Raw genomic sequence first — 23,265 nt, forward strand, 5'->3', positions numbered from 1 at the left:
ACGGGGGCTCCGGCGTCTTCCTTTTCCAGCGTGGACAAGCCGGGCCCGCGCTGGCCACAGTGGGGGACCGCCCTCCACTGCCCGGAGGGCTCCAGGAGGGTGTGGCGCCGTGAGAGACCTGTTGATGATTCCCGGGCCGGTGGACGTGGACGCGGAGGTGTTGCAGGCGCTGTCGGCGCCGGTGCCCGGGCACCTGGACGCGGGCTTCATCGCCACCTTCGGCCGGGCCCTGAAGCGCCTGCGCGAGGTGTCGCTCGCCCCCGGCGCGCAGCCCTTCGTCGTCTCCGGCAGCGGCACGCTGGCCATGGAACTCGCCGTGGCGAACCTCGTCGAGCCCGGCGACCGCGCGCTGGTGGTGAACACCGGCTACTTCAGCGACCGCATGGCCCACATCCTGGAGCGCCACGGCGCGAAGGTGACGCACGTGCGCGCTGCCAGCGTGGGCGGCGCCCCGGAGGTGGCCCAGGTGGAGGCGGAGCTCCAGCGGGGCGGCTTCAAGCTGATGACCGTCACCCACGTGGACACCTCCACCGCGGTGCTCGCGCCCGTGGAGCCGCTGGTGAAGGCCGCGGCAAGGCACGGCGTCCTGGCCGTGGTGGACGGCGTGTGCGCCACCGCCGGGGAGTCCTTCCACCAGGACGCGTGGGGCGCGGACGTGTACCTCACCGCCAGCCAGAAGGCGGTGGGCGTGCCCCCGGGCCTGGCGCTCCTCACGGTCAGCCCCCGCGCGCTGGCCACCTGGAAGGCGCGCAAGTCCCCCGTCGCCAGCGTGTACGCGGACTGGGCGGAGTGGCTGCCGGTGATGGAGGCCTACGAGTCCGGCAAGCCCGCCTACTTCGCCACCCCGCCCACGTCCCTGGTGTGCGCGCTGGACGTGAGCCTGGGCCACATCCTCGCGGAGGGCATGGAGGCCCGCTTCGAGCGCCACCGCCGGATGGCCCGCGCCTTCCGCGCCGCCTGGAGCGCGCTGGGGCTCAAACTGGTGCCCACCTCCGAAGCCGTGGCCGCCAACACCCTGAGCGCCGTCTACTACCCGGACGGCGTGGACGCGTCCTTCGTGGGCCGCGTGAAGGCGCAGGGGGTGGCCATCGCCGGCGGCCTCCACCCGGAAATCAAGCCGCGCTACTTCCGCGTGGGCCACATGAACCGCGTCAGCGCCGGGGACGTGCTCGTCACCGTGGGCGCCATCGAGCGGGCCCTCCACGCCGCCGGCCACCGCGCCGCCGCCGCGGGAACGGGCCTCGCCGCCGCCCAGGCCGCGCTCTCCGGGTGAGGCCCGGGTGAGGAGCCCGACCCCCACTTTTTTCTCAGGCTACGAGAAAAGCTGTCCGCACTCCCATTAGATTTGTGTAAGCTCCTGGATAATGTCAGGTACTTCCGGGCTTACTCGGATTCCTTGGCGTTTTAATGGAAATGTGTGAATAGGCTGCAAGGTGTGAGCGGGGCGTGGGCCCCGGCACCTGTGAGGGGGAAGGGCTGCGCTGGCGGACGGGACCCGTGGAACGGGTGGTCTGATTCCAGCGCCTGATGTGGAGGTGGGTATGGATCGCGGACCGGTGGAAGGTTCGTCGAGGGCGGCGGGCAGGGCGGAGGAGAGCGCGGCGTGGCACCTGACGGAGCGGTGCCTGGCCGCGACCCCGGAAGACGGGGCGCGGGGGATGTTCTTCCAGGGCGTGGTGGGCGTGGTGGGCTTCCTCCAGGGCGAGGCGGCCGCGGCGAAGTGCCTGTCGGCGTCCGGGCTGAAGGAGCTGAACCCCGCGGAGCTGTACCCGGTGACGCGCTTCCTGGCGATGTCCGCCGAGGCGACGCGGCTGCTCAGGCCCCAGCTGGGGGACTGGGCCCAGTCGCTGCGCTACATCGGGACGCAGGCCACGGTGGACTTCCTGGCCTCCATGTTCGGCCGGGACCTGATGCAGGCGGCCGGCCGCAACCCCCGGAAGATGCTCCAGCACATCGTCGAGAACTACCGCGTCGCGGTGAGCTACGGAGAGCGCGGGGTGCTCTGGACCGGGGACCACAGCGCCCGCTTCGTGATGCGCCGGGACTTCATGCCCGCGCCGTACCACGAGGGGGTGCTCCAGGCCGCCCTGGAGGCCGTGGGCGCCCAGGACATCCAGGTGCACGGGCGGCAGCTGTCCCTGCTGGACACGGAATACGACGTTTCCTGGTAGTCCGGACGCACCCCACCCGCTGCGTGGGGCCCTCTGGCGGGACGTTCACCAGCCACTGCTTGGTGCTGAACGTCCCCCATTTCTCCCGCTGGCGTGACAGGGAGGACCACTAGCATGTGGTGAGAGAGGCCCACACCCCATGGGAGGCGTCACGCGAATGGAGACAGGCGGGGCCCGGGTATGACGCCCTTCCGGCTGTTGCTGGTGGAGGACAGCGTCAACGACGCGGCGCTGGTGACGGCGGAGCTGGAGCAGGCGGGCTACCTGCCCACGGCGCGGCGCGTGGACTCGCTGGAGGCGCTGCGGGAAGCGCTGGCCGCCGAGGCCTGGGACCTGGTGCTGTGCGACTACCGGCTGCCGCGCTTCACCGCGCTGGACGTGCTGGCGCTGCTGCACGCGCACGGGCAGGACGTGCCGCTCATCGTCCTGTCCAGCCAGCTGAGTGAAGAGCAGGCCGTCACGCTGATGAAGGCGGGCGCGCGCGACTGCTTCTCCAAGGACCGGATGGCCCGGCTGGGCCCGGCGGTGGCGCGCGAATTGGAGGAGACGCGCGTGCGGCGCGAGCGCGCGCGGGCGGAGGTGGACCGGGACATCCTGGCCCGGGCCAGCGAGCTGCTCACCGCGTCCCTGGAGCAGGCCGCGCGGTTGGACCAGCTGGTGCAGCTGATGGTGCCCCGGGTGGCGGACTGGTGCGCCTTCTTCCTCCAGGACCCGGACCAGGGCGGGCTGCGGCTGGTGGCGCTGGCGCACCCGGACGCGGAGCGGCGCGCCCATGCGTGGAAGCTGGACCAGCGCTTCCCGCTGGACCCCCAGTCCGCCGCGGGCCCCGCGCACGTGCTGCGCACCGGCCAGCCGGAGTTCATGCCGGACGTGCGCAAGCGCCCGGAGCCCATCACCCGGGACGCCGCGCACCAGCGCGCCATCGAGGGGCTGGGGCTGCGCTCCGTGGTGAACGTGCCCCTGCCCGGCAACGAGGGCCGGCTGGGCGTGCTGTCCATGGGCACGCTGGGCGAGCGCCTGCTTTCGCCGGTGGACCTGGCGCTGGCGCAGGAGCTGGCGCGCCGCACGGGGCTGGTGCTGGAGAACGCCCGCCTCTTCCAGGAGGCGCGCGAGGCGGTGCGCCTGCGCGACGAGTTCCTCACCGTGGCCGCGCACGAGCTGCGCACCCCCCTCACCACGCTGCGGCTGCAGCTGGGCACGCTGCTGCAGCGCTCGGAGGCGCACCACCTGGAGCCGGACGTGGTGACGCGCCTGGAGCGCAGCGTGCGCCAGGTGCGCCGGCTGGGCACGCTGGTGGAGGGCCTGCTGGACGTGTCCCAGCTGTCGAGCGGCGAGCTGTCGCTGATGCCCGAGCGCTTCGACCTGGAGGAGCTGGTCGCGGAGGTGCTGGAGCGCTTCCAGGCGGAGGCCCGCGCGGCCGGCTGTGAGCTGCGCCAGTCCCCCCGCCGCGGGCTCTGGGGGACGTGGGACCGGCTTCGGGTGGACCAGGCGGTGGCGGCGTTGATATCCAACGCGCTCAAGTTCGGTCCGGGACGGCCAGTGGAGGTGGACGTGGGGCGGCAAGGGGGCTTCGCGCGCATCCAGGTGCGCGACCGGGGCATTGGTGTTCCCGTGGACCAGGTGGAGCGCATCTTCGAGCGCTTCGGCCGCGCGGTGAGCTCGCATTCGTATGGAGGCCTGGGCCTGGGGCTGTACCTGGCCCGCCGCGCGGCGGAAGCGCACGGCGGACGGGCCTGGGCGGAGCCCGCCACCGGAGAGGGCGCGCGCTTCACGCTGGAGCTGCCGCTGGAGAAGGAGACGCGCGAGTGAGCCGGCCGCTGTTGGTGGTGGATGACGACACGGACCTGCGGGAGGCGCTGGAGGAGGTCCTGCGCGACGCGGGCTACACCGTGCTGGGGGCGGGCAACGGCCTGCAGGCGCTGGAGGTGCTCCGCACGGAGTCGATACTGCCTGCCCTGGTGCTGCTGGACATGATGATGCCGGTGATGGACGGCGCGACGTTCGGCCGCCAGATGCGCGAGGTGGACGCGTGGCGCGACATCCCCGTGCTCGTCTTCTCCGCCTCCGCCAACGCCCGCCAGGTCGCCGAGGAGATGGGCGCCTGCAGCTACCTGCGCAAGCCGGTGGACGTGGAGACGCTGCTCAAGGCCGTGGCGGCCCACAAGGCGCCGGAAGCCGCCTGACACTCCGGGTATGTCCTTCCCTCGCGGGCGGCCCTGCTCGCGCGGGTTGACGCTGCGCGTGGGGGCTTGGTAAGTGCGTCCTTAACACTTTCCCAGCGAGGCCTGTCAGATGAATCCTCACATGCTCGCCCAGCTCCTGGTCCAGCTCATCGTCATCATCGCGGTGTCGCGGTTGATTGGCCGCGGCGCGCGCTGGCTGGGGCAGCCCCTGGTCATCGCGGAGGTGGTGGCGGGCATCGCGCTGGGCCCGTCGCTGCTGGGCTGGCTGGCGCCCGGAGCCATGCACTGGCTGTTCCCGCCGGAGTCCATGCCGTTCCTGAAGATGCTGGCCGAGGTCGGCCTGGTGCTCTTCATGTTCCTGATTGGCCTGGAGCTGGACCCGAAGCTGCTGAAGGGGCGGGGGCACGCGTCGGTGGCCATCAGCCACTCCAGCATCGTGGTCCCGTTCGCCCTGGGCGCGGCGGCGGGCGCGCTGTGGCTCTACAAGTCGCTGTCCAGCCCGGACGTGCCGTTCTCCTCGTTCGTGCTGTTCATGGGCGTGTCCATGAGCATCACGGCCTTCCCGGTGCTGGCGCGCATCCTCAGCGAGCGCGGGCTCATGCAGTCGAAGCTGGGCGCCATCGCCATCGCGTGCGCGGCGGTGGACGACGTGACGGCGTGGTGCATCCTGGCGTTCGTGGTGTCGCTGGTGCGCGCGTCGGACCTGGCGCACGCGGGGCTCACCACGCTGTTCGCGCTGCTCTACATCGGCTTCATGCTGTTGCTGGTGCGGCCGTTCCTCGCCCGGCTGGGCGCGCGCGTGGCCAACCGCGAGGGGCTCACCCAGAACGTGGTGGCCATCACGCTCATCCTCCTGCTCGCCTCCGCGTGGACCACCGAATACATCGGCATCCACTCGCTCTTCGGCGCCTTCATGTTCGGCGCGGTGATTCCCAAGGAGGGCGGGCTGGCGGCGGCGCTGGCGGAGAAGCTGGAGGACGTGGCCGTCGTGCTGCTGTTGCCCGTGTTCTTCGCCTTCAGCGGCCTGCGCACGCAGCTGGGCCTGCTGGACACCCCGGAGGCGTGGCTCACGTGCGGTGCCATCATCGTCCTCGCGTGCCTGGGCAAGTTCGGCGGCAGCGCGGTGGCCGCGCGCCTCACGGGCCTGCGGTGGAAGGAGGCGGGGGCCATTGGCGTCCTGATGAACACGCGCGGCCTGATGGAGCTCATCGTGCTCAACCTGGGCCTGGACCTGGGCGTCATCTCGCCCACGCTCTTCACCATGATGGTCATCATGGCGCTGGTCACGACCTTCATGACCACGCCGTTCCTGCGCCTGCTGTATTCACCGGAGGAGCAGGCGCGCGAACAGCTGGTGCGGGCGCCGGAGCCGCCGCTGCCTCCGTCCGCGTACACGGTGCTGTTGTGCGTGTCGCACGGGCAGGCCGGCCCGGGCATGGCGGTGCTGTCGCGCGCGCTGGCGGGCGAGCGCAACGAGGCGAACCTCTACGCGCTGCACCTCCTGTCGCCGGAGCGGTCGCTCAAGGCCCGAGGGGACGAGGCGCTGGACCCGTCCGCCGCGCCCGGTGGCGCGCTGGCGCCCCTGGTGGGACGGGCGGAGAAGCTGGGCCTGTCGGTGCGCACGCTGTCGTTCGTGTCGTCGGAGCCCGCGCGGGACATCTGCCGCACGGCGCAGGCGAAGCGCGCGGACCTGGTGCTGCTGGGCTGGCACAAGCCGCTGTTCAGCCAGACGGTGCTGGGCGGCACCGTGCACGAGGTCATGCAGGAGGCGGGCGGCACGGTGGCGGTGCTGGTGGACCGCGGCCTGACGCAGGTGCGCCGGGTGCTGGTGCCCTTCGTGGGCAGCCGGCATGACCGGGCGGCGCTGGGGCTGGCGCGGCGGCTGGTGAAGCAGGCCGGCGCGGAGGTGACGGTGCTGCACGTGACGTCGCCGGATGGCGCGGGCGCGGGCCGGGCGCAGGTGGAGGAGCTGTTCCCCGCGGAGGAGGGCGCCTCCGTGAAGCTCAAGGTGGTGCGCCACGCGTCGCCGGAAGACGCGGCGCTGGAAGAAGCGAAGGCGGGTTACGACCTCGTGGTGGTGGGCCTGGGGGCCGAGTGGGGCCTGGAAGACCGGTGGTTCGGCGTGCAGCGCGAGCGCATCGTGCGCGGCGCGCCCGCTTCGCTGCTGCTCGTGCGTCACCCGGAGGGGGCGGCGGTGCTGGCCCAGACGCCGGAGGGGGCCCGGACGCAGGGCTCGTCTCCGGAGACGACGCAGCCCGTCGGCGCGCGGAGCTGAGCGCCATGCACCTGGGTGCCACACTGCGGCTGTTGCGCGTCGACGCGGGCCTGTCCCTGCGCGACCTGGCGCGCCGCATCGGCGTGTCCAGCGCGTACCTCAGCCGCGTGGAGAACGGCGTGGACGCGCCGCCCACGCAGGAGCGGCTGACGGCCATCGCCCGGGAGCTGGACGTGCCCCCGGGGCTGCTCATGGACGTGGCCAACCGGGTGAGCCCGTACGTGGCGGGCTACCTGGAGGACGTGCCCGCCGCGGGCACGCTGCTGCTGGACATCGCGCGGCGCAAGCTCACCGGCGCGCAGCTGGCGCGCGTGCGGGCCTTCCTGGACGCGGAGTTCCCCCTGCGCGAGGTGCGCGGCGACGAACCCGTGCCGCCGCTGGCGCCGCTGCTGTCCACGGAGCGGGTGGTGGTGCAGCTCTCCTGCGGGGACTACGAGGACGCGCTGGACGTGGCGGCCGGGCGGCTGGCGGCGGCGCTGCCCGGCGTGGACGCGGCGACGCTGGCGCAGGGGCTGCGCCGGCGCGAGGGCGAGGTCCCGTCCCAGGTGGGCAACGGCGTCGCGGTGCCGCACGCGTTCGTCGCCGGCGCGGCCCCGGTGGCGGCGCTGGTGACGCTGGCCCGGCCCCTCAAGGTCGAGTCGCCGGACGGCCAGCCGCTGAGGCTGGTGGTGGCGCTGGTGGATGGCCACGTGGGCCGCGCGCGGCTGATGCGGCTGGCGCACGTGGCGAGGCTGGCGGGGCGCGGGCTGGCGGACCGGCTCCACGGCGCGGAGGACCCCCAGCGGGTGCTGGAGACGCTGGAGGAGCTGGAGGCGCTGCGCTGAAGCTCCGGTGAAGCTCCGGCTGAAGCCTCAGCCCGCCCGCGGCGGCACCCAGTGCTCCCAGGCGCCGATGTCGCGGAAGCCCAGGTGCCGGTACACGCGCAGGCCCGCCGGGGTGGACTGGAGCACCATCGCGGTGCACCCGCGCCGGCGCGCCTCGGAGATGAGCCCGCGCATCACCGCCGACGCGAGCCCCAGCCCCCGCGCGTCCGGGTGGGTGGCCACCAGGTACACGCCCGCGGTGTCCGCCACGTCCACCGCCAGCCCGCAGGACAGCGCCTTCCCGTTCTCTCGCGCCACCACCGTGTGCACCGGAACAGGCAGCGGCGGCCGCCGCCAGACGGCGAGGATGTCCCGCCACTCCTGGCCGTAGGTCTGGACGTTGAGCTCCACCAGGTCGCCCATGTCCTCCACGGTCTCCACCGGCACCCCGGGCGCCTGGTCCGGCAGCTCGTGCAGCCAGGCCCCCATGGCCACGACGGTGAAGTCCGGCCGGTAGCCGTTCCCGCCCAGCACCCGCAGCGCGTCCCGCTGCCCCGGCGTCACGGTGACGCGCCAGCGCGAAAGCCCCAGCTCCCGGTAGAAGGCCGTGACGGCCGGCAGCGCGGCGGCCAGCGCGTCCGCGTCCGTGAAGAGGACCTGCTGGAAGTGCGCGTCCTGGTACGACGGCAGGGCGAACGCGTCCACGCCGGGGAGCTGGAGGTGGCGCAGCGAGCCGCGCTCTGCCTGGAGGCGCTTGAAGGCGATGAGGTTGGTGAGAAGTCGAGAGGTGAGTTCGGCATCCGTCATGCGGGCCGGCAGCCTATGCGTGGGGACGACGGCCAAAGAACAGCCTCGGAGGAAAGGACGCGCGCACGGTCCGCCAGGGGGTTAGGTTTCCATCCCTTCCAAGCCATGACCCCGCGCTTCTTTTCATTCGATCCGCGTCCCACCCGCATCTCCCTCATCCTGGGCGCGTGCCTCCTGGCGGTCCTCACCGCCTGGGCCCTGGCGGACTACCGGGGCGGCGGGGGGCTGGTCGCCATGGCGCGGGCCGGCATCAGCGCCGGCCTGATGCTCACCTTCCTCGTCTCCGTCCACCGCCTGCGCCCCCGCGCCCGGTGGGGCATCACCCTGGATTCCGCGGGCGTGCGGGTGGCCCGTCCCTTCAGCGGCCAGCCGCTCGAATTGCACTGGGGACAGATTGATTCCGTGCGCCGGGTCGGCCGGAGGGGGAGCGTGCTCGGGCTCTTCCTCAAGGAAGAGGGAAGGGTGCTCGTCACCCGACATCTTTTCGCCCGCAAGGCTGTTTATGAAGAGTTGATCGCGGCGCTGGAGGACCGCCTCCCGCCCTCGCGTTTCGACGCCTGATTCATGAATCTTTCCGCAGCCTTGCGCGGGCTCCCGAACCTTGTCCGGGATGCCCGGTGGTGGTAGGCACAGCAGGCACAGCCCTGTCGCAACGGCAGCCTTTCCCAAGGACACGCTTCACATGGAAAAGACCCCCGCTACCGGCGCCGCGCTGGCCGCGCCGCCCGCCGAGTATGGGACGGACAGCATCACCAAGCTCGAAGGGCTGGAGGCCGTCCGCAAGCGCCCTGGCATGTACATCGGCGACACGATGACCTACGGGCTCCACAAGCTCGTCTACGAGGTCGTCGACAACTCGGTGGACGAGGCCCTGGCCGGCCACTGCACGGACATCGAGGTCATCATCCACGTGGACGGCTCGCTCAGCGTCCAGGACAACGGCCGCGGCATCCCCGTGGGCCCGCACCCCGACCCCAAGTTCAAGGGCAAGGACACGCTGGAGGTCGTGCTCACGGAGCTGCACGCCGGCAGCAAGTTCGGCAACGGCGCGTACAAGGTGTCCGGCGGCCTGCACGGCGTGGGCGTCACCTGCGTGAACTTCCTGTCGGAGTGGTTCAAGGTCCGCATCCAGCGCGCCGGCAAGGTCTACGAACAGTCCTACGCGCGCGGCGTGTCCAACGGTTCCCCGCAGGAAGTGGGCACCACGGACAAGGTCGGCACGCTGATCCACTTCAAGCCGGACTCGCAGGTCATGGAGACGGTGGACTTCAACTTCGAGACGCTCAGCCAGCGCCTGCGCGAGCTGGCGTTCCTCAACGCGGGCCTGCACATCACCATCCGCGACGAGCGCACCCAGAAGGAGCACGACTTCAAGTTCGACGGCGGCATCTCCTCCTTCGTGGAGTACCTCAACAAGGCGAAGGAGGCGCTGCACGACAAGCCCGTCTACATCAAGTCGGAGCGCGAGGGCGTGTCGCTCGAAATCGCCATGCAGTGGAACGATGGCTACGACGAGCGCATCTTCACCTTCGCCAACAACATCAACACCCACGAGGGTGGCAGCCACCTGTCCGGCTTCAAGGCCGCGCTCACGCGCACGCTCAACAGCTACGCGGAGAAGGGCGGCCTCTGGAAGGACCTGAAGGAGACGCCCACCGGCGAGGACGCGCGCGAAGGCCTGTCCGCGGTCATCTCCGTGAAGCTCTCCAACCCCCAGTTCGAGGGCCAGACGAAGACGAAGCTGGGCAACAGCGAGGTGAAGGGCCTGGTCGAGCAGATGGTGAATGATCAGCTCGCCACCTTCCTGGAGGAGAACCCGCCGCTCGCGAAGAAGGTCGTGGTGAAGATTGGCGACGCGTGCCGCGCGCGCATCGCCGCGCGCAAGGCCCGTGAGACGGTGCGCCGCAAGGGCGTGCTGGACGGCGGCGGCCTGCCCGGCAAGCTCGCGGACTGCCAGAGCCGCGACCCGCACGAGAGCGAGCTGTACATCGTGGAGGGTGACTCCGCAGGTGGCTCCGCGAAGCAGGGCCGGGACCGGCGCAACCAGGCCATCCTCCCGTTGCGCGGCAAGATTTTGAACGTGGAGAAGGCGCGCTTCGAGAAGATGCTGACCAGCGCCGAGATCGTCACGCTCATCACCGCGCTGGGCACGGGCATCGGGGCGGAGGACTACGACCCGGAGAAGGCGCGCTACCACCGCATCATCCTGATGACGGACGCCGACGTGGACGGCAGCCACATCCGCACGCTGCTGCTCACGTTCTTCTACCGGCAGATGCGCGAGCTCATCGACCGGGGCTACGTCTACATCGCGCAGCCGCCGCTCTACAAAGTCACGCGCAACAAGAAGGACAGCTACGTCAAGGACGAGCGCGCGCTCAACGAGTACCTGCTGCGCATCGCCGCGGAGCACTGCCGGGTGAAGACGCCCGCGGGTGAGCTGGGCGGCGCGGACTTCAAGGCGCTCCTGGAGAAGGTCATCACCTACGAGGAGCGGCTGGAGAAGCAGGCCAAGCGCCGCGACGCGCGCATCGTGGACGCGCTGGTGCAGGCCACCAACCTGCGCGCGGACCTGCTGGCGGACGAGGCCGCGGTGGAGGCGGAGCTCGCCACCATGCGCGACTACTGCCAGCGGCGCATGCCGGAGGTGGTGGGCCGGCTGTCCACGCGGCTGGAGCAGGACGCGGAGCACGCGTCCAAGAAGCTGGTGGTGACGACGGACGTGAACGGCTCCATGCGCGAGTCCGTGTTCGACCACGCCTACCTGTCCTCGCCGGAGTACCTGGAGCTCGTCGCCCTGCGCGAGGTGTTCCACTCGCTGGGCAAGGCGCCCTATCGCGTGCAGGTGGACGCGGGCGAGGTCACGGCGTTCTCCGTGCAGGAGGTGCTGGCCGCGGTCCGCAAGGACGCGCAGAAGGGCCTGGGCCTGCAGCGCTACAAGGGTCTGGGGGAGATGAACCCGGAGCAGCTCTGGGAGACCACCATGAACCCCACCACGCGCACGCTGCTCCAGGTGCGGGTGGAGGACGCGGTGGAGAGCGACGACATCTTCTCGCTGCTCATGGGCGAGGCGGTGGAGCCCCGCCGCGAGTTCATCGAGCGCAACGCGCTGGACGTGCAGAACCTGGACATCTGAGGTCCACCGCACGTCCTGCCTGAAGCATCACGCCGGGCCCCGGGTACAAAGACCCGTGGGCCCGGTGCCGTTTCTCGGCTCCGCGCCCACGCGCCCTTCCCATCCTTTTCGAGCCGGGCCGCGGATGCAGCACGGCGGCCCCCATGAGCCCTTACGGAAGGAACCTGGCAACCAGTGACCAGCGCGAGGACGCCCCCGCGCGCATGTTGAGGATGGCGGTGATGCCGATGACGCCCGCCATGGCGGCGATGTTCGCGATGCCGCCCGCGTCCAGCGCCCGCATCGTCTTCACGGCCTTCTCCGGCGTGCCCGCGGTGGGCGTCAGGCCCGTCTCCACGGGGACGGCGCCCTCAGGGGCCTGCTTCGCGAGGAAGGCCCCGCCGAAGATGTTGGCCGCGCCCAGCGCCACGGTGGCGCCCAGCAGCACGTCCTTCGCGATGACCAGCCCGCGCGTGGTGCGGTCGATCTCCCGGCCCGTCAGCCGCGAGCGGCCCACCAGCCAGGTGATGGCCGCCAGGCCCACCGACGCCGCGTTGACGATGTTGAAGCCGTTCCACGCGGCGTTCACCACCTGACCGCGCTCCGCCTTGGACCCAATCACCTTCACCGCGGGGTTGAGCGCCACCTTGCCGAAGAGCGAACCGCCGAAGCCGACGGCGAGCCCCAGGTTGTGCAGCACCAGGCCGGTGGAGGACAGGACAGGCATCATGGACGGACTCCGTGGGAGAAGAAGTGGATGTCCGTAAGGGTAGGCACTGCCCCCGAGCGCGGGAGCAGCGCGTCAGGGTGGGCCCGGTGTTGGATCAGACGCCTGCCTTCGGGGCGGCCGCCCAGGCGGGGGCCCGGCTGCCCGGCCGCTACCGCTCGGAGCTCTTGGCCCCGCGCAGCGCTTCCGCGCGCTCCTTGCGGGACATGTTCGTCACGTCGACGATGTCGAAGTCGAGCGCGCCCTGGTTGTCCCCCAGCTGCAGGTCGGGGAAGACGCAGCGCAGGTCCTGCACGCCGGACACCTGGTAGCGCTTGCCCGTCTCGAAGAGGCGGTGCGTGCTGCGCACGGACTCGGCCCTGGGGCCCTTCTCCACGCACAGCACCGTGTGCACGCGGCCCTGGGCGCCGGAGCGCACCTCCGCGAAGTCGTCGCGCACGGTGAAGGCGTAGGTGGACTTCGGGTTGAGCCCCTTCAGCAGCATCTGGTGCAGGGGCTTCACCTGCACGGCGTTCTTGTCGGCCTCGAACAGCACCGAGCGGGGCGGGATGTACGCGGACTGCCGCAGGTGCACGCGGATGGAGCCGCGGTTGTCCTCGGGGCCGGTGTCGTCCAGGGCGAAGAAATGGAGCTTCTTCGCGCCCTTGATGGTGCGCGGCGCGCTGCTGATGAAGCCCACGGCGTTGTCCGCCGGCAGGTCGCCTTCCGCGTAGTAGACGAGCGTGCCGGACGCGGTGCCGTCGCCTTCCGCCAGCGCCGCGCTGCCCTCGGTCCACACCGAGTAGGCGGCCCCGGGCGACACGTCGATGGTGGCCGTCGGGTACTCCGGCAGGGGCAGCGCGTTGTACATGGGGCGCAGCACCAGCAGGCGCGTGGGGTACTCCACGTGCCGCATGTCGCGGTCGGGCAGCTCCGCCTCGGCCAGGGCCCCCGCGTCGTTGGAGGCCAGGCCTGCGTCCGTCTCCGTCGCGGTGCCGCCGTCCTCGGCGGGCGCAGCCGTGGCGGCGACGACCGCGGCGGCGGTGCCCGCGTCCGGGGCTTCGGCGCCCGCGTCGGGCGTGGTGGCGGTGGGGATCTCCGACACCATCTGGGTGGTGCCGGGCGCCACCTCCAGCTCCGCCTTGACGTGGACCTCCGGCTGGTTGGGGGTGAAGCGCCGCGTCCAGGCGCGGTAGCCCGGCCGGGTGACGACGATGGTGTGGGGCGTGCGCTGATCCGCGCCGATGATGCGGCTGGGCGTGTTCCCCACCGGCCGGCCGTTGACGACGACGGCGGCACCCGCCGGGTTGGAGGTGATCCACAGGACGACGGGCGCGTCCGAGCCCTCGCCCTCTTCCGCCGGGGACAGGAAGTGGATCAACAGGCCGATGACGATGAGCACGGCGGTGACGCCGAACGCGACCATGCTCAGCTGGCGCACCTGCTTCACGCGTTTGGCCTCACGCTCGGCGGCCTCGGCGGCCAGCTGCTCGCGCGCGTCGTCCGCGGTGGTGCGGGCGCGGGGGGCCTGCTGCTCCTCGGGCTCCGGCGGCTCGGGCGCGATGGCCGTCTCCACCGGCGTGTCACGCGGCGCGGCCAGGGTGGGCAGCGTCCGGGGCATCGCCGTGGGCTCGGTGCCGCCATCGGTGTCCGGCTCGGGCGGGAGCTCGGGCGGCAGGGGGCGGCGGCCGGTGCCGGTGTTCTCGCGGGTGCCCCCCGGCGTCACGCGGCGCACGCCGGTGGTGCTCTTGCGCACGGCGGTGGCCTGGGTGGCCGAGCGGCGCGGGGCGCTGCCATCCGTCGCGGGGCGCAGGCCGGACGCGCTGGGGGCGCGCACGCCGGGGCTGGAGGGCCGCGCCACGCCCGGGCTGGACGGGCGGGCCACGCCGGGGCTGCTGGGGTTGCCCGGGCTGGAAGACCGGCCGTTGCTGGACGGCAGCCGCGCGCGGCCCTGCGAGGGCTCCGACCCCGGCGACTGCCACGCCGCCAGCTGCTCCTTGAAGCCGGGCGGCAGCTCCACCTTGCGTCCCTCGGCGGCCAGCTCCTCCGCGAAGAGGTACGTCATGAGCTGGCTCAGCATCGTGGGCGTGAAGCGGGGCGTGTCCCGGTAGAGCAGCTCCACCGCGGACTCGCTCAGGTCCTTCGCCGTCTGGTAGCGCGCCTCGCGGTCCACCGCCATCGCGTGCGCGATGATGGTCTCCAGGTCCTCGCCGATGGTCGGGTTGATGGCGGACGGGGGCAGGCAGTCGCCGGTGACGATGCGGGGCAGCACGGTGACGAACTCGCCCTCGAAGGGGCGCCGGCCGCAGAGCATCTCGTAGAGGACGATGCCCGCGGCGTACACGTCCGTGCGCGCGTCCAGGTCCTGCCTGCCTTGCGCCTGCTCCGGGGAGAAGTACGGGTACTTGCCCTTGAGCGTGCCCGGAGACGTCTTGGCCTCCACGGCGCTCGTCGCCTTGGCGATGCCGAAGTCGATGACCTTGACCTCGCCCTCGTAGGAGATGAGGACGTTGTCGGGGGACACGTCGCGGTGGACCAGGCCCAGCATCTGGCCGTCCTCGCCCACGTGGCGGTGCGCGTAGTCCAGGCCTTCGCACAGCTTGCTGGCGATGTGCAGCGCCAGGGGCTGCGGCATGAAGCCGATGCCCGCGCGCGACGCCCGGCGCAGCACCTTCGACAGGGGCTGGCCGTGCACCAGCTCCATGGCGATGAAGTACTGCCCGTCCACTTCACCGAAGTCGAAGATCTGCGCGATGTTCCCGTGCGTCAGGCCCGCCACCAGGCGCGCCTCGCTGATGAACATCTCCACGAAGTCGTGGTCGTCCACGAAGTGCGGGAGGATCTGCTTGATGACGCAGGGCTTGGTAACGCCCATCGCGCCCGTCATGCGCGCGCGGTAGGTGACCGCCATGCCCCCCGCGGCAAGCTTGGAGACCAGGACGTACTTGCCGAATTGCTGGGGACTGGGTTCTGCCACGGGCGGGAGGCGGGGCCGGGATTGGGGAAGCCCCAGCATACTCGTCTTCCGCTGAAAGTCCCGGGCGCGCTCGCATGGCATGCGAAGATTTCGCTCCGGGTGCTGGACGGGCTGCCACGGGCGCCCTGGTGGGTCGGAACCGCCCTTGGGGATGACGGGACGTCCCAGGTGGGGGCCGTGGGGGCGTGAGGCGGACTGTTGTGCCTGTTCACACTTCTTCACGCTGCTTCGTTCAGCGCATTCCGGGGGCGGGGTTATCACCTGCGCCATTCCGGGCTTCGGGCCGGCGTGGGGCGGGGTTGGAAGGCCGCCCCCAGGGAAGCGAGACGACGGTCATGGGGCAAGGGCGCCCGGTGTGGAGTGCGCGGGCCACCTTCGCGGTGGTGCTGGGGCTGGTGCTGGCCTCGGGGGCCGCGTGGGCGCAGGACGGCGGGGGCTTTCTGTCCGCCTTCGAACTGCTGGCGAGCGGCCCCGAGCTGGGCGGCAGTGACATCCCCCGGGACGTGCCGCCGCGCCGGGCCGCCGCGCCGTCGGTGGTGCCGCCGGAGGTGATGGCCCGGGTGCTGACGGAGGACGGGCCCCGGCCGGTGCCCACGGCGTCCGCGGCGGAGTCCGGCCCCGTGGTGGCGCCGGAGGGCGCCAGCGCGGCATCCCAGGTGGCGCCGGAGGGGGGCCGGGTGTCGGCGCCTCGCGTGCACCTGACGGAGAGCGGGCCGAGGCCGCCGTTCAAGGCGCTGCCGGTGGCGGTCGCGGTGGTGCCCGGGTTGCTGCTGCACGGGTTGGGGGCGTGGTCGGCGGGGGACCCGGCGACGGCGCGGGGGCTGTTCGCGGCGGAGGCGATAGGGCTGGGGTTGATTGGCGCGGGGCTGGTGCCCATCGCGTTGACGGGCGCGTCGCGCAAGACCATCGGGCCGCTGTACGCGGTGACGCTGACGGGGGCGGGGGTGTTCTCGCTGTCGATGCTGGCGAACCTGTACGCGGTGACGTCGCCGGCGTTCGACCCGGGGCGGGTGCCGGACACGCTGCCGCCGCTGGAGTTCGACCTGGGCTACCAGTACGTGAACGACGCGTCGGCGGAGTACCGGAACTTCTTCGCGCTGGGCGCGGTGGCGCGGCTGTCGGCGGTGCGGCTGGAGGCGTCCGCGCGGCTGGCGCCGGACGAGGGCAACACGTTGATCCGCGCGGGCGCGGCGTACCGGCTGTGGGGCGCGCCGGAGCGGATGCTGGGACTGGGGGACGGCACGGCGCTGGATGTGGAGGGCTTCGCGACGTACCACCGCTATCCGACGGAGGGCTTCACGCTGGGAGGCGGGGAGCTGGCGCTCAAGGGGCGCTACGCGATGGCGCGCTTCGGTCCCCGCTTCTCGGGCTCGTTCGTGGAGGGCGGCGTGGGGCTGTCCTTCCAGGGCTACAGCTATCCGGGGCGCGTGGACGACGACAACCTGTACGGCCAGCTGCTCTACACGTTCGGTTACGGCGTGTGGCTGGGGCGCGGCGGGCCGCTCCGGGGCGAGGCGGTCCTCTTCTACGACCACCGCAAGGACGGGCTGGTGGGAGGGCTCCGGGGCCGAGGCGGCGGGATGATCGGGTCGTTCGGTTTGAGGGGGCGCGTGCTGCTGACGGAGCGCTGGGGCGTGGCGGCGGAGGCGCAGGCGGGCGGGGCGCTGACGGGGCGGCTGGCGCTGGTGTACGCGGTGGGAGGTGACACGTGAGCGGGGCGCGCGAGCAGGACGCGGTGCGGAGGGGCGTGCACGAGGCGGCGCGGATCCACGCGAACGCGGGGAGAGGATCCGCTGTCACGGGCGCACGTTCACGGCACGGCCTTCGGGCGCTGGGTGCGCTGGGCCTGACGGCGGCCCTGCTATCCACGGGCTGCGTGCGTCCCAGCGAGGACCGCGCGGTGCGCGACACGCGCGTGGGTCAGGCGCAGGCGGACGCGCTGACGGTGGAGGTGGAAGGCGGGCTCGCGTCGGTGCGGACGCTCTCATCCGGCACGCTGGAGTTGTGGGGCCAGGCGCCGGTGTTCACCACGCGCGTCACCGCTGGAGCCGATGCGCGCACGGACTGGCTGTTCACGGTGCACAACGCGATGCCGGCCGCGGTGCTGGACGCGGTGGACGAAGCGGGCACGCCGCTGACGGTGGAGGCATTGCCGGACGCGCACCCGACGATGAAGGCGTGGCGCGTGGCCTTGAGGCCAGGGACGACGGCGCGCCTGACGGTGGCGCCGCCGGACTGGGACACGCGCGAGCCGTTCCGCTTCGCCGCGCTGGCGGACGTGCAGGAGGCGCTGTCGAAGGTGGGGGACATCTACGCGCGGCTGAACCAGGACCCCTCCTTGCGCTTCATCTTCTTCGCGGGGGACCTGACGGAGTACGGCACGCGCGAGCAACTGGAGGAGTTCCAGCAGCGGCTGGAGGCGGACTCGCGCATCCCGCTGTTCGCCACGCTGGGCAACCACGAGACCTTCTCGGACGACGCGCGCGAATACCAGCGGCTGGTGGGCCGTGGCAGCCAGCACTTCACCTTCCGGGGCGTGCACTTCAGCCTGGTGGACTCCGGCAGCAGCACGGTGGATCCGATGGTGGAGGAGGCGCTGGACGGCTGGCTGGAGGAGGCGCGCGACGCCGTGCACGTGGTGGCGATGCACATTCCCCCGTTGGATCCGATTGGCGTCCGGGGCGGAGGCTTCGCGATGCGCAACGAGGCTGCTGGGCTGGTGGGGAAGATGGCGAGGGCAGGGGTGGACCTGACGCTCTACGGCCACATCCACTCCTACTATTCGTTCTCGAACGCGGGCATCCCGGCGTTCATCTCCGGAGGGGGCGGCGCGATCCCGGAGCGCTTCGACGGGGTGGGCCGGCACTTCCTGGCGGTGGACGTGGATCCGTCAACCGGGGTGCGGGACGTAGGGCTGGTGCGGGTGGATTGATCAGCGCGGGCCTTGACGGTGGATGCGGGGCCGAGTTTCCGGCCGGTTAAAAGACCCCCTTGAAAGGGCACTGAACATCTGGGCAGATAGGCGGCGTTCAAACGCCTTGTGAGGAGGCCTGCCCATGTTCGATTCCCCCGAGAACGATTCCATCTCCCCCGCGCTGCGCGCGCTGCTCGAGCTGTTCGCCACGGACCTGGCGGACGTGAAGTTCCCGGACGTGGACACGGCGGTGCTGGGCGAGTCCGCGGCGCACGTGCGGGAGAAGGCGGAGGCGGTGGCCCGCGCGCAGGCGGCGCTGGACGCGGCGAGGCAGGCGCTGAACGAGAGCCAGGAGTCGTTGCTCCAGAAGGGCCAGCGCGCGCTGGCGTACGCGAAGGTGTTCGCGGAGGACGACGGGGAGCTGGGCGCGAAGCTGGAGGCCATCCACCTGCCGCGTCCGGTGCGCAAGGCGGGCGGGGCCCAGGTGGAGCCGGTGAACGCCGCGCCGGGCAACGACGACAACGCCCCGCGCCGCCGCGGCCGTCCCCCCAAGCTGCGCCCGGTGGCCAACCTCTTCACGGACGGAAGCAACGGTCCGGACTCCGTGCAGGACGACGCGCCGGCGAGCCTCCAGTCGTAGCCTGTAAAAAAGAAGACCGCGTGCCCCCGTACGGCGCTGCCGGGAGCACGCGGTCATGTGTTCACCGAAGGGCTAGTTCTTCGGGAACGCAGTCCAGCCGTTCAGCCAGTTGCTGCTGCCCACCGCGCCGACGAAGCGCGCGCTGGCGTCGAAGCCCGCGCCCGGCGTCGCCGCGTTGTCCGGGTTCAGCGCGGGGGAGCCCGCCGCCGGGGCGAAGTTCGGGGCGTCCAGGTTCAGCGCCGCCGTCAGCTGCGCGTCCACGACCTTGTTGTTCAGGCCCGCGGCCAGCACCTTCTCCGCCTCCACGAACTTGCTCACGTCCGGATCCGTCACCGTGCCCGCCGCGTCCTTCTTCGGGTTCGGCGCGTTGGGGATGGACACCGTGTCACCCTTGTTGGACCAGAAGAACGCGTTCTGGATGGACAGCTCCGGCGTGGCCGCGTTCCACAGCGCCGCGGAGGCCGTGCCGTCCACGTCGACCGCCTTGTCCGCGAAGCTCGCCACGATGACGTTGCGCAGGATGCCGCCCGCGCCCGTGTTGAACACCAGGCCCTCCTGCGCCGGGGTCGTGCCCGCCGGACGGCCGGAGCCGATGAACGTCGCGTTCCAGATCTCCGGCATCGTGTGCGGCTGCGCGGCGTTGTCGTTCTTGTTGCCGGAGGCCTCGATGCCGCGGTTGCCCACGGTGGCGTTCTGCTGCACCACCAGGAACTGCACCTTGCCGCGCCAGCCCAGGTCGAAGTCCAGGCCGTCGTCGTCCGGCTGGGTGATGACCAGGTGCTTCAGGCCCGCCGTGCCGCCGAACATCTCCACGCCGTCGTCGGCGCCCTTGTGCACCTGCACGTAGTCGATGTCCGTCGCGCTGCCGCACGCGCCCGTCGTCAGGCCGTTGAGCTCGTTGTCCTCGGCCAGCTCGTAGCCCGCGAACTCGATGCGCGCGTACTTCAGCTTGCCGCAGTCGTGCGCGTCGTCCGTGCCGCCGTACTTCGTGCGCGTGTCACCGCTGGTGGCGAAGAAGCCCTCGATGGTGTTCTCGCCGCCGGCCACGTTGATGCGCGCCTTGCCCAGCAGCACCACGCCGCCCCAGTCACCCGCCGCGCGCGTCCCCACCGCCTGCGAGCTGGTGAAGACGATGGGCTTCTCCGCCGTGCCCACCGCATTGAGCTTCGCCTCGCGGGTGATGACCAGCGCGCTGCCCGTGTCGCCCTTGATGGTGACGCCCGGCTCGATGGTGAGCGTGCCGCTCTCCACGAACACGTAGTCCTTCAGGGTGTACGTCGTGCCGGCCTTCCACGTCGTGTCGCCGGTGATGCTGCCCTTCACGTCCTGCTCGGTGGCCTGCGGGTCGCCGCCGTCCGGGGTGTTGTCGTTCTTGTCGTCGTCGCCGCAGCCGGCCAGCAGGGCCAGGCTGGAGAGGGTGAGGACGGAGGCAAAGAGGCTCTTCATGTCGGTGCGTCCTTTCGGAGGGGAAATGGGAGGAGCTACAGGGCCCAGCCGAGCGACGCGGTGAACGCCACGCCGGGCTTGTACGTCTGCACCGTCACGTCCCCCTGGCGGAGGGTGACGGACGCGTTGAGGAGGTTCGCGGCGGTCAGCTTCAGCTGCGTCGCGCCCAGCTTCTGGGTGAGGCTGAGGTCCACGCGGTGGAAGGGCCGCTCGTACACGTCCGGCAGGCCCTGCACGCCGACCTCGCTGATGCGCTGGCCGTACACGTTGTAGAGCACGGCCACTTCGGTGCCGCTCTCCGGCCGCTCGTAGCCCACGTTCACGTTGATGACGTAGGGGGACTGGCCCTGGAGCGGGCGGTCCTTGTTCGTCTGCGCGCCCACCACCGCGGAGTCACCCAGGTCCACCTGCGACTGGATGAGCGTGAGGTTCGCGCCCACGCGCACCGGGCGCAGCGTGGGGCTGAAGCGGGCCAGCGACGTGCGCGCCTCCAGCTCCACGCCGTAGCTGTCCGCGCCCGCGGCGTTCTCGAAGCCCAGGTCGCCCGAGTCCGGGTTGCGGATGACGCGCTCGATGGGGTTCTGGAAGCGCTTGTAGAAGGCGCTCGCGGCCAGCACGTCGTTCTCCCCCACGAACCACTCGGCGCGGAGGTCCACGTTGTGGATGCGCGTCTCCAGCAGGTCGGGGTTGCCGGACACGTTCCGGCGGCGCACGAAGTCGAAGAAGATGAAGGGCGCCAGCTCGCGGAAGGTGGGCCGCGCCAGCGTGTAGCTGTAGCCCGCGCGCAGGTTCACCTCCGGCGACAGCGCGTAGGTGGCGTTGAGCGACGGCAGCACGTCCAGGTAGTGCTGATCCGCGCCGCCGGTGTCGCTCTCCACGCCGGTGAAGGGGTCCTTGAGCGTCAGCTCCTGCGAGGACGCTTCCAGGCGCACGCCGCCCACCAGGCGCAGCGGCTCCACGGGCTTGTAGTCCGCGGACACGTAGCCGGCGTAGATGCCCAGGAACGCGTTGTAGGCGTCGTCCGCGCGCGTCGTCTCGCGCACGGTGATGGAGGTGCCCACGTTGTCCGGGGAGAAGAGCTGCTCGGGGGACTGGGTGCGGTCCACCGGCTCCTCGGTGAGCAGGTAGCGGAAGCGGCGCGCGTTGAAGTCGCGGAAGGACACCTGCGTGAGGCCGCCCACCTTCAGGCGGAAGTCGGAGGTGAAGGGCAGGGTGAGGTTGAGGCTGCCGCCGGTGGACGTCTCGCCCAGCTCCGCGAAGAAGCGCTCGCCGCTGTTGGGCTGGTTGGGGAAGGACAGCTGCGCGTCCGGGTCGTTGGTGGCGGCGCTGTAGAGCGTGTCGCGCGTGTCGGGCTCGTCGCGGTCCACGCGGGAGACGTTGGCCTGCCAGTCCACTTCGGAGTCACCCAGGAGGCCCAGGCGGTGGAAGCCGCGCAGCTGTGTGAAGGACAGCGCGCGGGTGATGAACTGGAGGCGGGTGCTGGCGTAGGTGTCGCCGCGCACGTTGTTGTTGCCGTTGGCGGAGTACGTGCGCGTGTCGGTGCCGCGCGTGTAGAGGCTGAAGAGGGTCAGCTCGTTGTCGCGGTCGAACTGGTAGCCCAGGCTGGCCAGGCCGCTGAGGTTCGCGGTGGAGAAGCCCTGCGTGGTGCGCGCGACGTCCTGGGAGATGAGGCTGCCGGACTCGTCGCGGGCCGCGCGGGCGAAGTCACCCGTCTGCACGCCGTCGCGGTGGCCGTAGTTGACGGTGGCCAGGTAGCCCAGGCGCTGGTTGCCGAAGCGCAGCGTGTCACCCAGGGACGCGCCCAGGCCCAGGTTGGGGGCGGCGCGCGTGGTGCGCTTCTCCCAGACGTTGGTGAAGCTCTCCCACTGGCCTTCCAACTGCTGCGCGGACTCGCCGCCCGCGCCCAGGCGGTGGTCGCGGGGGAGCGCGTCCGGCAGGGCGCGGTCGGAGGAGGCGAAGCCCAGCGTCTCACCGAAGCCGCCCTGCGCCTGCGAGTTGCGCTCGCGGAAGGTGGTGACGGTGTCGCCGCCCAGGGTGAGGCGCGGCTTGAACTCGAACTGGGACGGGTAGGTGTTGGTCTCGATGAGGAGCGTGCCGCCGCCGAAGGTGCCCGGCAGGTCCGGCGTGTAGCTCTTCACCACGTTGAGGTTGGCGAGCAGGCTCGTGGGGAACAGGTCCAGCGGCACGCTCGGCTCGTCCGGCTCCGGGCTGGGCAGCAGCGCGCCGTTGAGGAGCGTGGTGGCGTAGCGGCCACCCAGGCCGCGCAGCAGGACGTAGCGGCCGTCCACCACGGTGGCGCTGACCACGCGCTTCACGGCGTCACCGGCGCTGGAGTCCGGCGTGCGGGCAATTTCCTGCGCGCTGATGGCGTCGGAGACGGCGGCGGCCTTCTTGCGGTCCTGGAGGAGGGCGCCTTCCGCGCGGCGGTCGGAGCGGGCCTCGACGACGACCTCCTGCACCGCGCCCACGTCCGCGCTGAGCGCGACATCCAGCTTCGTGGCCTTGCCCTGCGTGACGATGACGCCCGTGATGCGGCGGCCCTGGTACACGTCGTAGAAGGCGCGCAGGTCGTACTTGCCCGGCGGCAGCGCGAGCTTGTAGTTGCCGTCCAGGTCGGTGAGGGCCTGCTTGTCGGCGCCCGTGACGACCTTCACGGTGGCCTCGATGAGACCTTCACCGTTGGCCTCGTCCGTCAGGCGGCCGTAGATGCCGGTGAAGCCCGGCGGCGGCGCGGCGGATTCGGCGACGGCTTCATCGCCCATGGCGGCTTCGTCGGAGGCCGTGGCCTCGGAAGAAGTGGCACCGTCGGCCGGAGTGCCGGACTGCGCGGCGGCCGGAGCCGAAGGATCCACGGGCTGCGCGGCCTGCGCAGGCGCGCTTCCCGGCTGCGCGGGAGCAACAGGCTGCGGGTTCGCGGCGCTCCCAGGCTGCGTGCCCAGCGACGGCGCGGGGCTGGTGGGCAGCGCTCCGTCCGGCTGCGACGGCGCGGGCGTCGTGCCCGGAGGAGGCGGAAGCTCTCCGGCGGGCTGCTGGCCGGGAGAGGCGGAGGGCGAAGGCGCGGCGGGCGCGGTGGAGTCCGCGCCGGGCGCCTGCGCGAAGGCAGGCAGGGTGATGAGCACGAGTGACGCCACGAAGGCGCGCACGAAGTTCGAACGAGACAACACGGCTCTCCTTGCCGACAGCGACGCGCACTCAACGCGACGCCCGTGGCATTGGGATGAAGGGTTT

Annotated in this window: 16 protein-coding genes; 11 read left to right on the forward strand and 5 right to left on the reverse strand. The window is 71.6% G+C overall.

Going from position 1 to position 23,265, the window contains the following annotated elements:
* Positions 1-109: 109 nt before the first annotated feature.
* The 6 genes from AABA78_RS08730 to AABA78_RS08755 all read left to right on the forward strand — a co-directional run bounded on the left by AABA78_RS08730 (position 110) and on the right by AABA78_RS08755 (position 7,453).
* Positions 110-1,273, forward strand: coding sequence for a pyridoxal-phosphate-dependent aminotransferase family protein (locus AABA78_RS08730; RefSeq protein WP_338262517.1), 1,164 nt, complete (start codon positions 110-112; stop codon positions 1,271-1,273).
* Between the two features lie 268 nt (positions 1,274-1,541).
* Positions 1,542-2,171, forward strand: a complete 630-nt coding sequence (locus AABA78_RS08735; RefSeq protein WP_338262518.1) for a DUF2378 family protein — start codon at positions 1,542-1,544, stop codon at positions 2,169-2,171.
* Positions 2,172-2,351: 180 nt separating this feature from the next.
* Positions 2,352-3,980, forward strand: coding sequence for a sensor histidine kinase (locus AABA78_RS08740; RefSeq protein ID WP_338262519.1), 1,629 nt, complete (start codon positions 2,352-2,354; stop codon positions 3,978-3,980).
* Positions 3,977-4,354, forward strand: a complete 378-nt coding sequence (locus AABA78_RS08745) for a response regulator (RefSeq protein ID WP_338262520.1) — start codon at positions 3,977-3,979, stop codon at positions 4,352-4,354. Before AABA78_RS08740 ends, AABA78_RS08745 begins: the two co-directional genes overlap by 4 nt.
* A 109-nt stretch (positions 4,355-4,463) precedes the next feature.
* Positions 4,464-6,629 carry a cation:proton antiporter domain-containing protein gene (locus AABA78_RS08750; RefSeq protein WP_338262521.1) on the forward strand — a complete coding sequence of 722 codons (2,166 nt, stop codon included), beginning with the start codon at positions 4,464-4,466 and terminating at the stop codon, positions 6,627-6,629.
* A gap of 5 nt (positions 6,630-6,634) precedes the next feature.
* Positions 6,635-7,453 carry a helix-turn-helix domain-containing protein gene (locus AABA78_RS08755; RefSeq protein ID WP_338262522.1) on the forward strand — a complete coding sequence of 273 codons (819 nt, stop codon included), beginning with the start codon at positions 6,635-6,637 and terminating at the stop codon, positions 7,451-7,453.
* Between the two features lie 27 nt (positions 7,454-7,480).
* On the opposite strand, the gene AABA78_RS08760 is transcribed toward AABA78_RS08755, so the two are convergent.
* Positions 7,481-8,239 (reverse strand): GNAT family N-acetyltransferase, encoded by a 759-nt coding sequence (locus AABA78_RS08760; RefSeq protein ID WP_338262523.1) that lies wholly within the window; start codon positions 8,237-8,239, stop codon positions 7,481-7,483.
* Positions 8,240-8,344: 105 nt separating this feature from the next.
* On the opposite strand from AABA78_RS08760, the gene AABA78_RS08765 reads away from it, so the two are divergent.
* Positions 8,345-8,800 (forward strand): hypothetical protein, encoded by a 456-nt coding sequence (locus AABA78_RS08765; RefSeq protein ID WP_338262524.1) that lies wholly within the window; start codon positions 8,345-8,347, stop codon positions 8,798-8,800.
* A 121-nt stretch (positions 8,801-8,921) separates the two neighbouring features.
* Complete coding sequence (gene gyrB, locus AABA78_RS08770; RefSeq protein WP_338262525.1) at positions 8,922-11,375, forward strand: DNA topoisomerase (ATP-hydrolyzing) subunit B; 2,454 nt, start codon at positions 8,922-8,924, stop codon at positions 11,373-11,375.
* Between the two features lie 151 nt (positions 11,376-11,526).
* Here the strand turns inward: gyrB and AABA78_RS08775 are convergent, their stop codons facing one another.
* Entirely contained in the window at positions 11,527-12,084 is a 558-nt protein-coding gene (locus AABA78_RS08775) for a hypothetical protein (protein WP_338262526.1), read from the reverse strand.
* 148 nt (positions 12,085-12,232) lie between these two features.
* Positions 12,233-14,971 carry a protein kinase domain-containing protein gene (locus AABA78_RS08780; protein WP_370469448.1) on the reverse strand — a complete coding sequence of 913 codons (2,739 nt, stop codon included), beginning with the start codon at positions 14,969-14,971 and terminating at the stop codon, positions 12,233-12,235.
* Positions 14,972-15,372: 401 nt separating this feature from the next.
* Here AABA78_RS08780 and AABA78_RS08785 point away from each other — a divergent pair, with 401 nt between their 5' ends.
* The 3 genes from AABA78_RS08785 to AABA78_RS08795 all read left to right on the forward strand — a co-directional run bounded on the left by AABA78_RS08785 (position 15,373) and on the right by AABA78_RS08795 (position 18,591).
* Positions 15,373-16,749: a hypothetical protein gene (locus tag AABA78_RS08785; protein ID WP_338262528.1), complete on the forward strand. Its 1,377-nt coding sequence runs from the start codon at positions 15,373-15,375 to the stop codon at positions 16,747-16,749.
* A gap of 119 nt (positions 16,750-16,868) precedes the next feature.
* Positions 16,869-17,969 (forward strand): metallophosphoesterase family protein, encoded by a 1,101-nt coding sequence (locus AABA78_RS08790; RefSeq protein ID WP_338263574.1) that lies wholly within the window; start codon positions 16,869-16,871, stop codon positions 17,967-17,969.
* A 124-nt stretch (positions 17,970-18,093) separates the two neighbouring features.
* Positions 18,094-18,591 (forward strand): hypothetical protein, encoded by a 498-nt coding sequence (locus tag AABA78_RS08795; RefSeq protein ID WP_338262530.1) that lies wholly within the window; start codon positions 18,094-18,096, stop codon positions 18,589-18,591.
* 72 nt (positions 18,592-18,663) lie between these two features.
* On the opposite strand, the gene AABA78_RS08800 is transcribed toward AABA78_RS08795, so the two are convergent.
* The gene (locus AABA78_RS08800; protein WP_338262531.1) at positions 18,664-20,037 is read right to left on the reverse strand and encodes a beta-helix domain-containing protein; all 1,374 of its coding nucleotides are present in this window, start codon (positions 20,035-20,037) and stop codon (positions 18,664-18,666) included.
* 35 nt (positions 20,038-20,072) lie between these two features.
* Positions 20,073-23,201, reverse strand: a complete 3,129-nt coding sequence (locus AABA78_RS08805) for a TonB-dependent receptor domain-containing protein (protein ID WP_338262532.1) — start codon at positions 23,199-23,201, stop codon at positions 20,073-20,075.
* Between the last annotated feature and the right edge of the window lie 64 nt (positions 23,202-23,265).

It is taken from the genome of Corallococcus caeni (assembly GCF_036245865.1).
GTDB lineage: Bacteria > Myxococcota > Myxococcia > Myxococcales > Myxococcaceae > Corallococcus > Corallococcus caeni.

Excerpts from the sequence above, each read along its gene's own strand:
- AABA78_RS08735 (WP_338262518.1), top strand. The coding sequence starts at position 1,542 with ATGGATCGCGGACCGGTGGAAGGTTCGTCGAGGGCGGCGGGCAGGGCG.
- AABA78_RS08740 (WP_338262519.1), top strand. The coding sequence starts at position 2,352 with ATGACGCCCTTCCGGCTGTTGCTGGTGGAGGACAGCGTCAACGACGCG.
- AABA78_RS08750 (WP_338262521.1), top strand. The coding sequence starts at position 4,464 with ATGAATCCTCACATGCTCGCCCAGCTCCTGGTCCAGCTCATCGTCATC.
- AABA78_RS08755 (WP_338262522.1), top strand. The coding sequence starts at position 6,635 with ATGCACCTGGGTGCCACACTGCGGCTGTTGCGCGTCGACGCGGGCCTG.
- AABA78_RS08760 (WP_338262523.1), bottom strand. The coding sequence starts at position 8,239 with ATGACGGATGCCGAACTCACCTCTCGACTTCTCACCAACCTCATCGCC.
- AABA78_RS08765 (WP_338262524.1), top strand. The coding sequence starts at position 8,345 with ATGACCCCGCGCTTCTTTTCATTCGATCCGCGTCCCACCCGCATCTCC.
- gyrB (WP_338262525.1), top strand. The coding sequence starts at position 8,922 with ATGGAAAAGACCCCCGCTACCGGCGCCGCGCTGGCCGCGCCGCCCGCC.
- AABA78_RS08775 (WP_338262526.1), bottom strand. The coding sequence starts at position 12,084 with ATGATGCCTGTCCTGTCCTCCACCGGCCTGGTGCTGCACAACCTGGGG.
- AABA78_RS08780 (WP_370469448.1), bottom strand. The coding sequence starts at position 14,971 with ATGGCGGTCACCTACCGCGCGCGCATGACGGGCGCGATGGGCGTTACC.
- AABA78_RS08785 (WP_338262528.1), top strand. The coding sequence starts at position 15,373 with ATGGGGCAAGGGCGCCCGGTGTGGAGTGCGCGGGCCACCTTCGCGGTG.
- AABA78_RS08795 (WP_338262530.1), top strand. The coding sequence starts at position 18,094 with ATGTTCGATTCCCCCGAGAACGATTCCATCTCCCCCGCGCTGCGCGCG.
- AABA78_RS08800 (WP_338262531.1), bottom strand. The coding sequence starts at position 20,037 with ATGAAGAGCCTCTTTGCCTCCGTCCTCACCCTCTCCAGCCTGGCCCTG.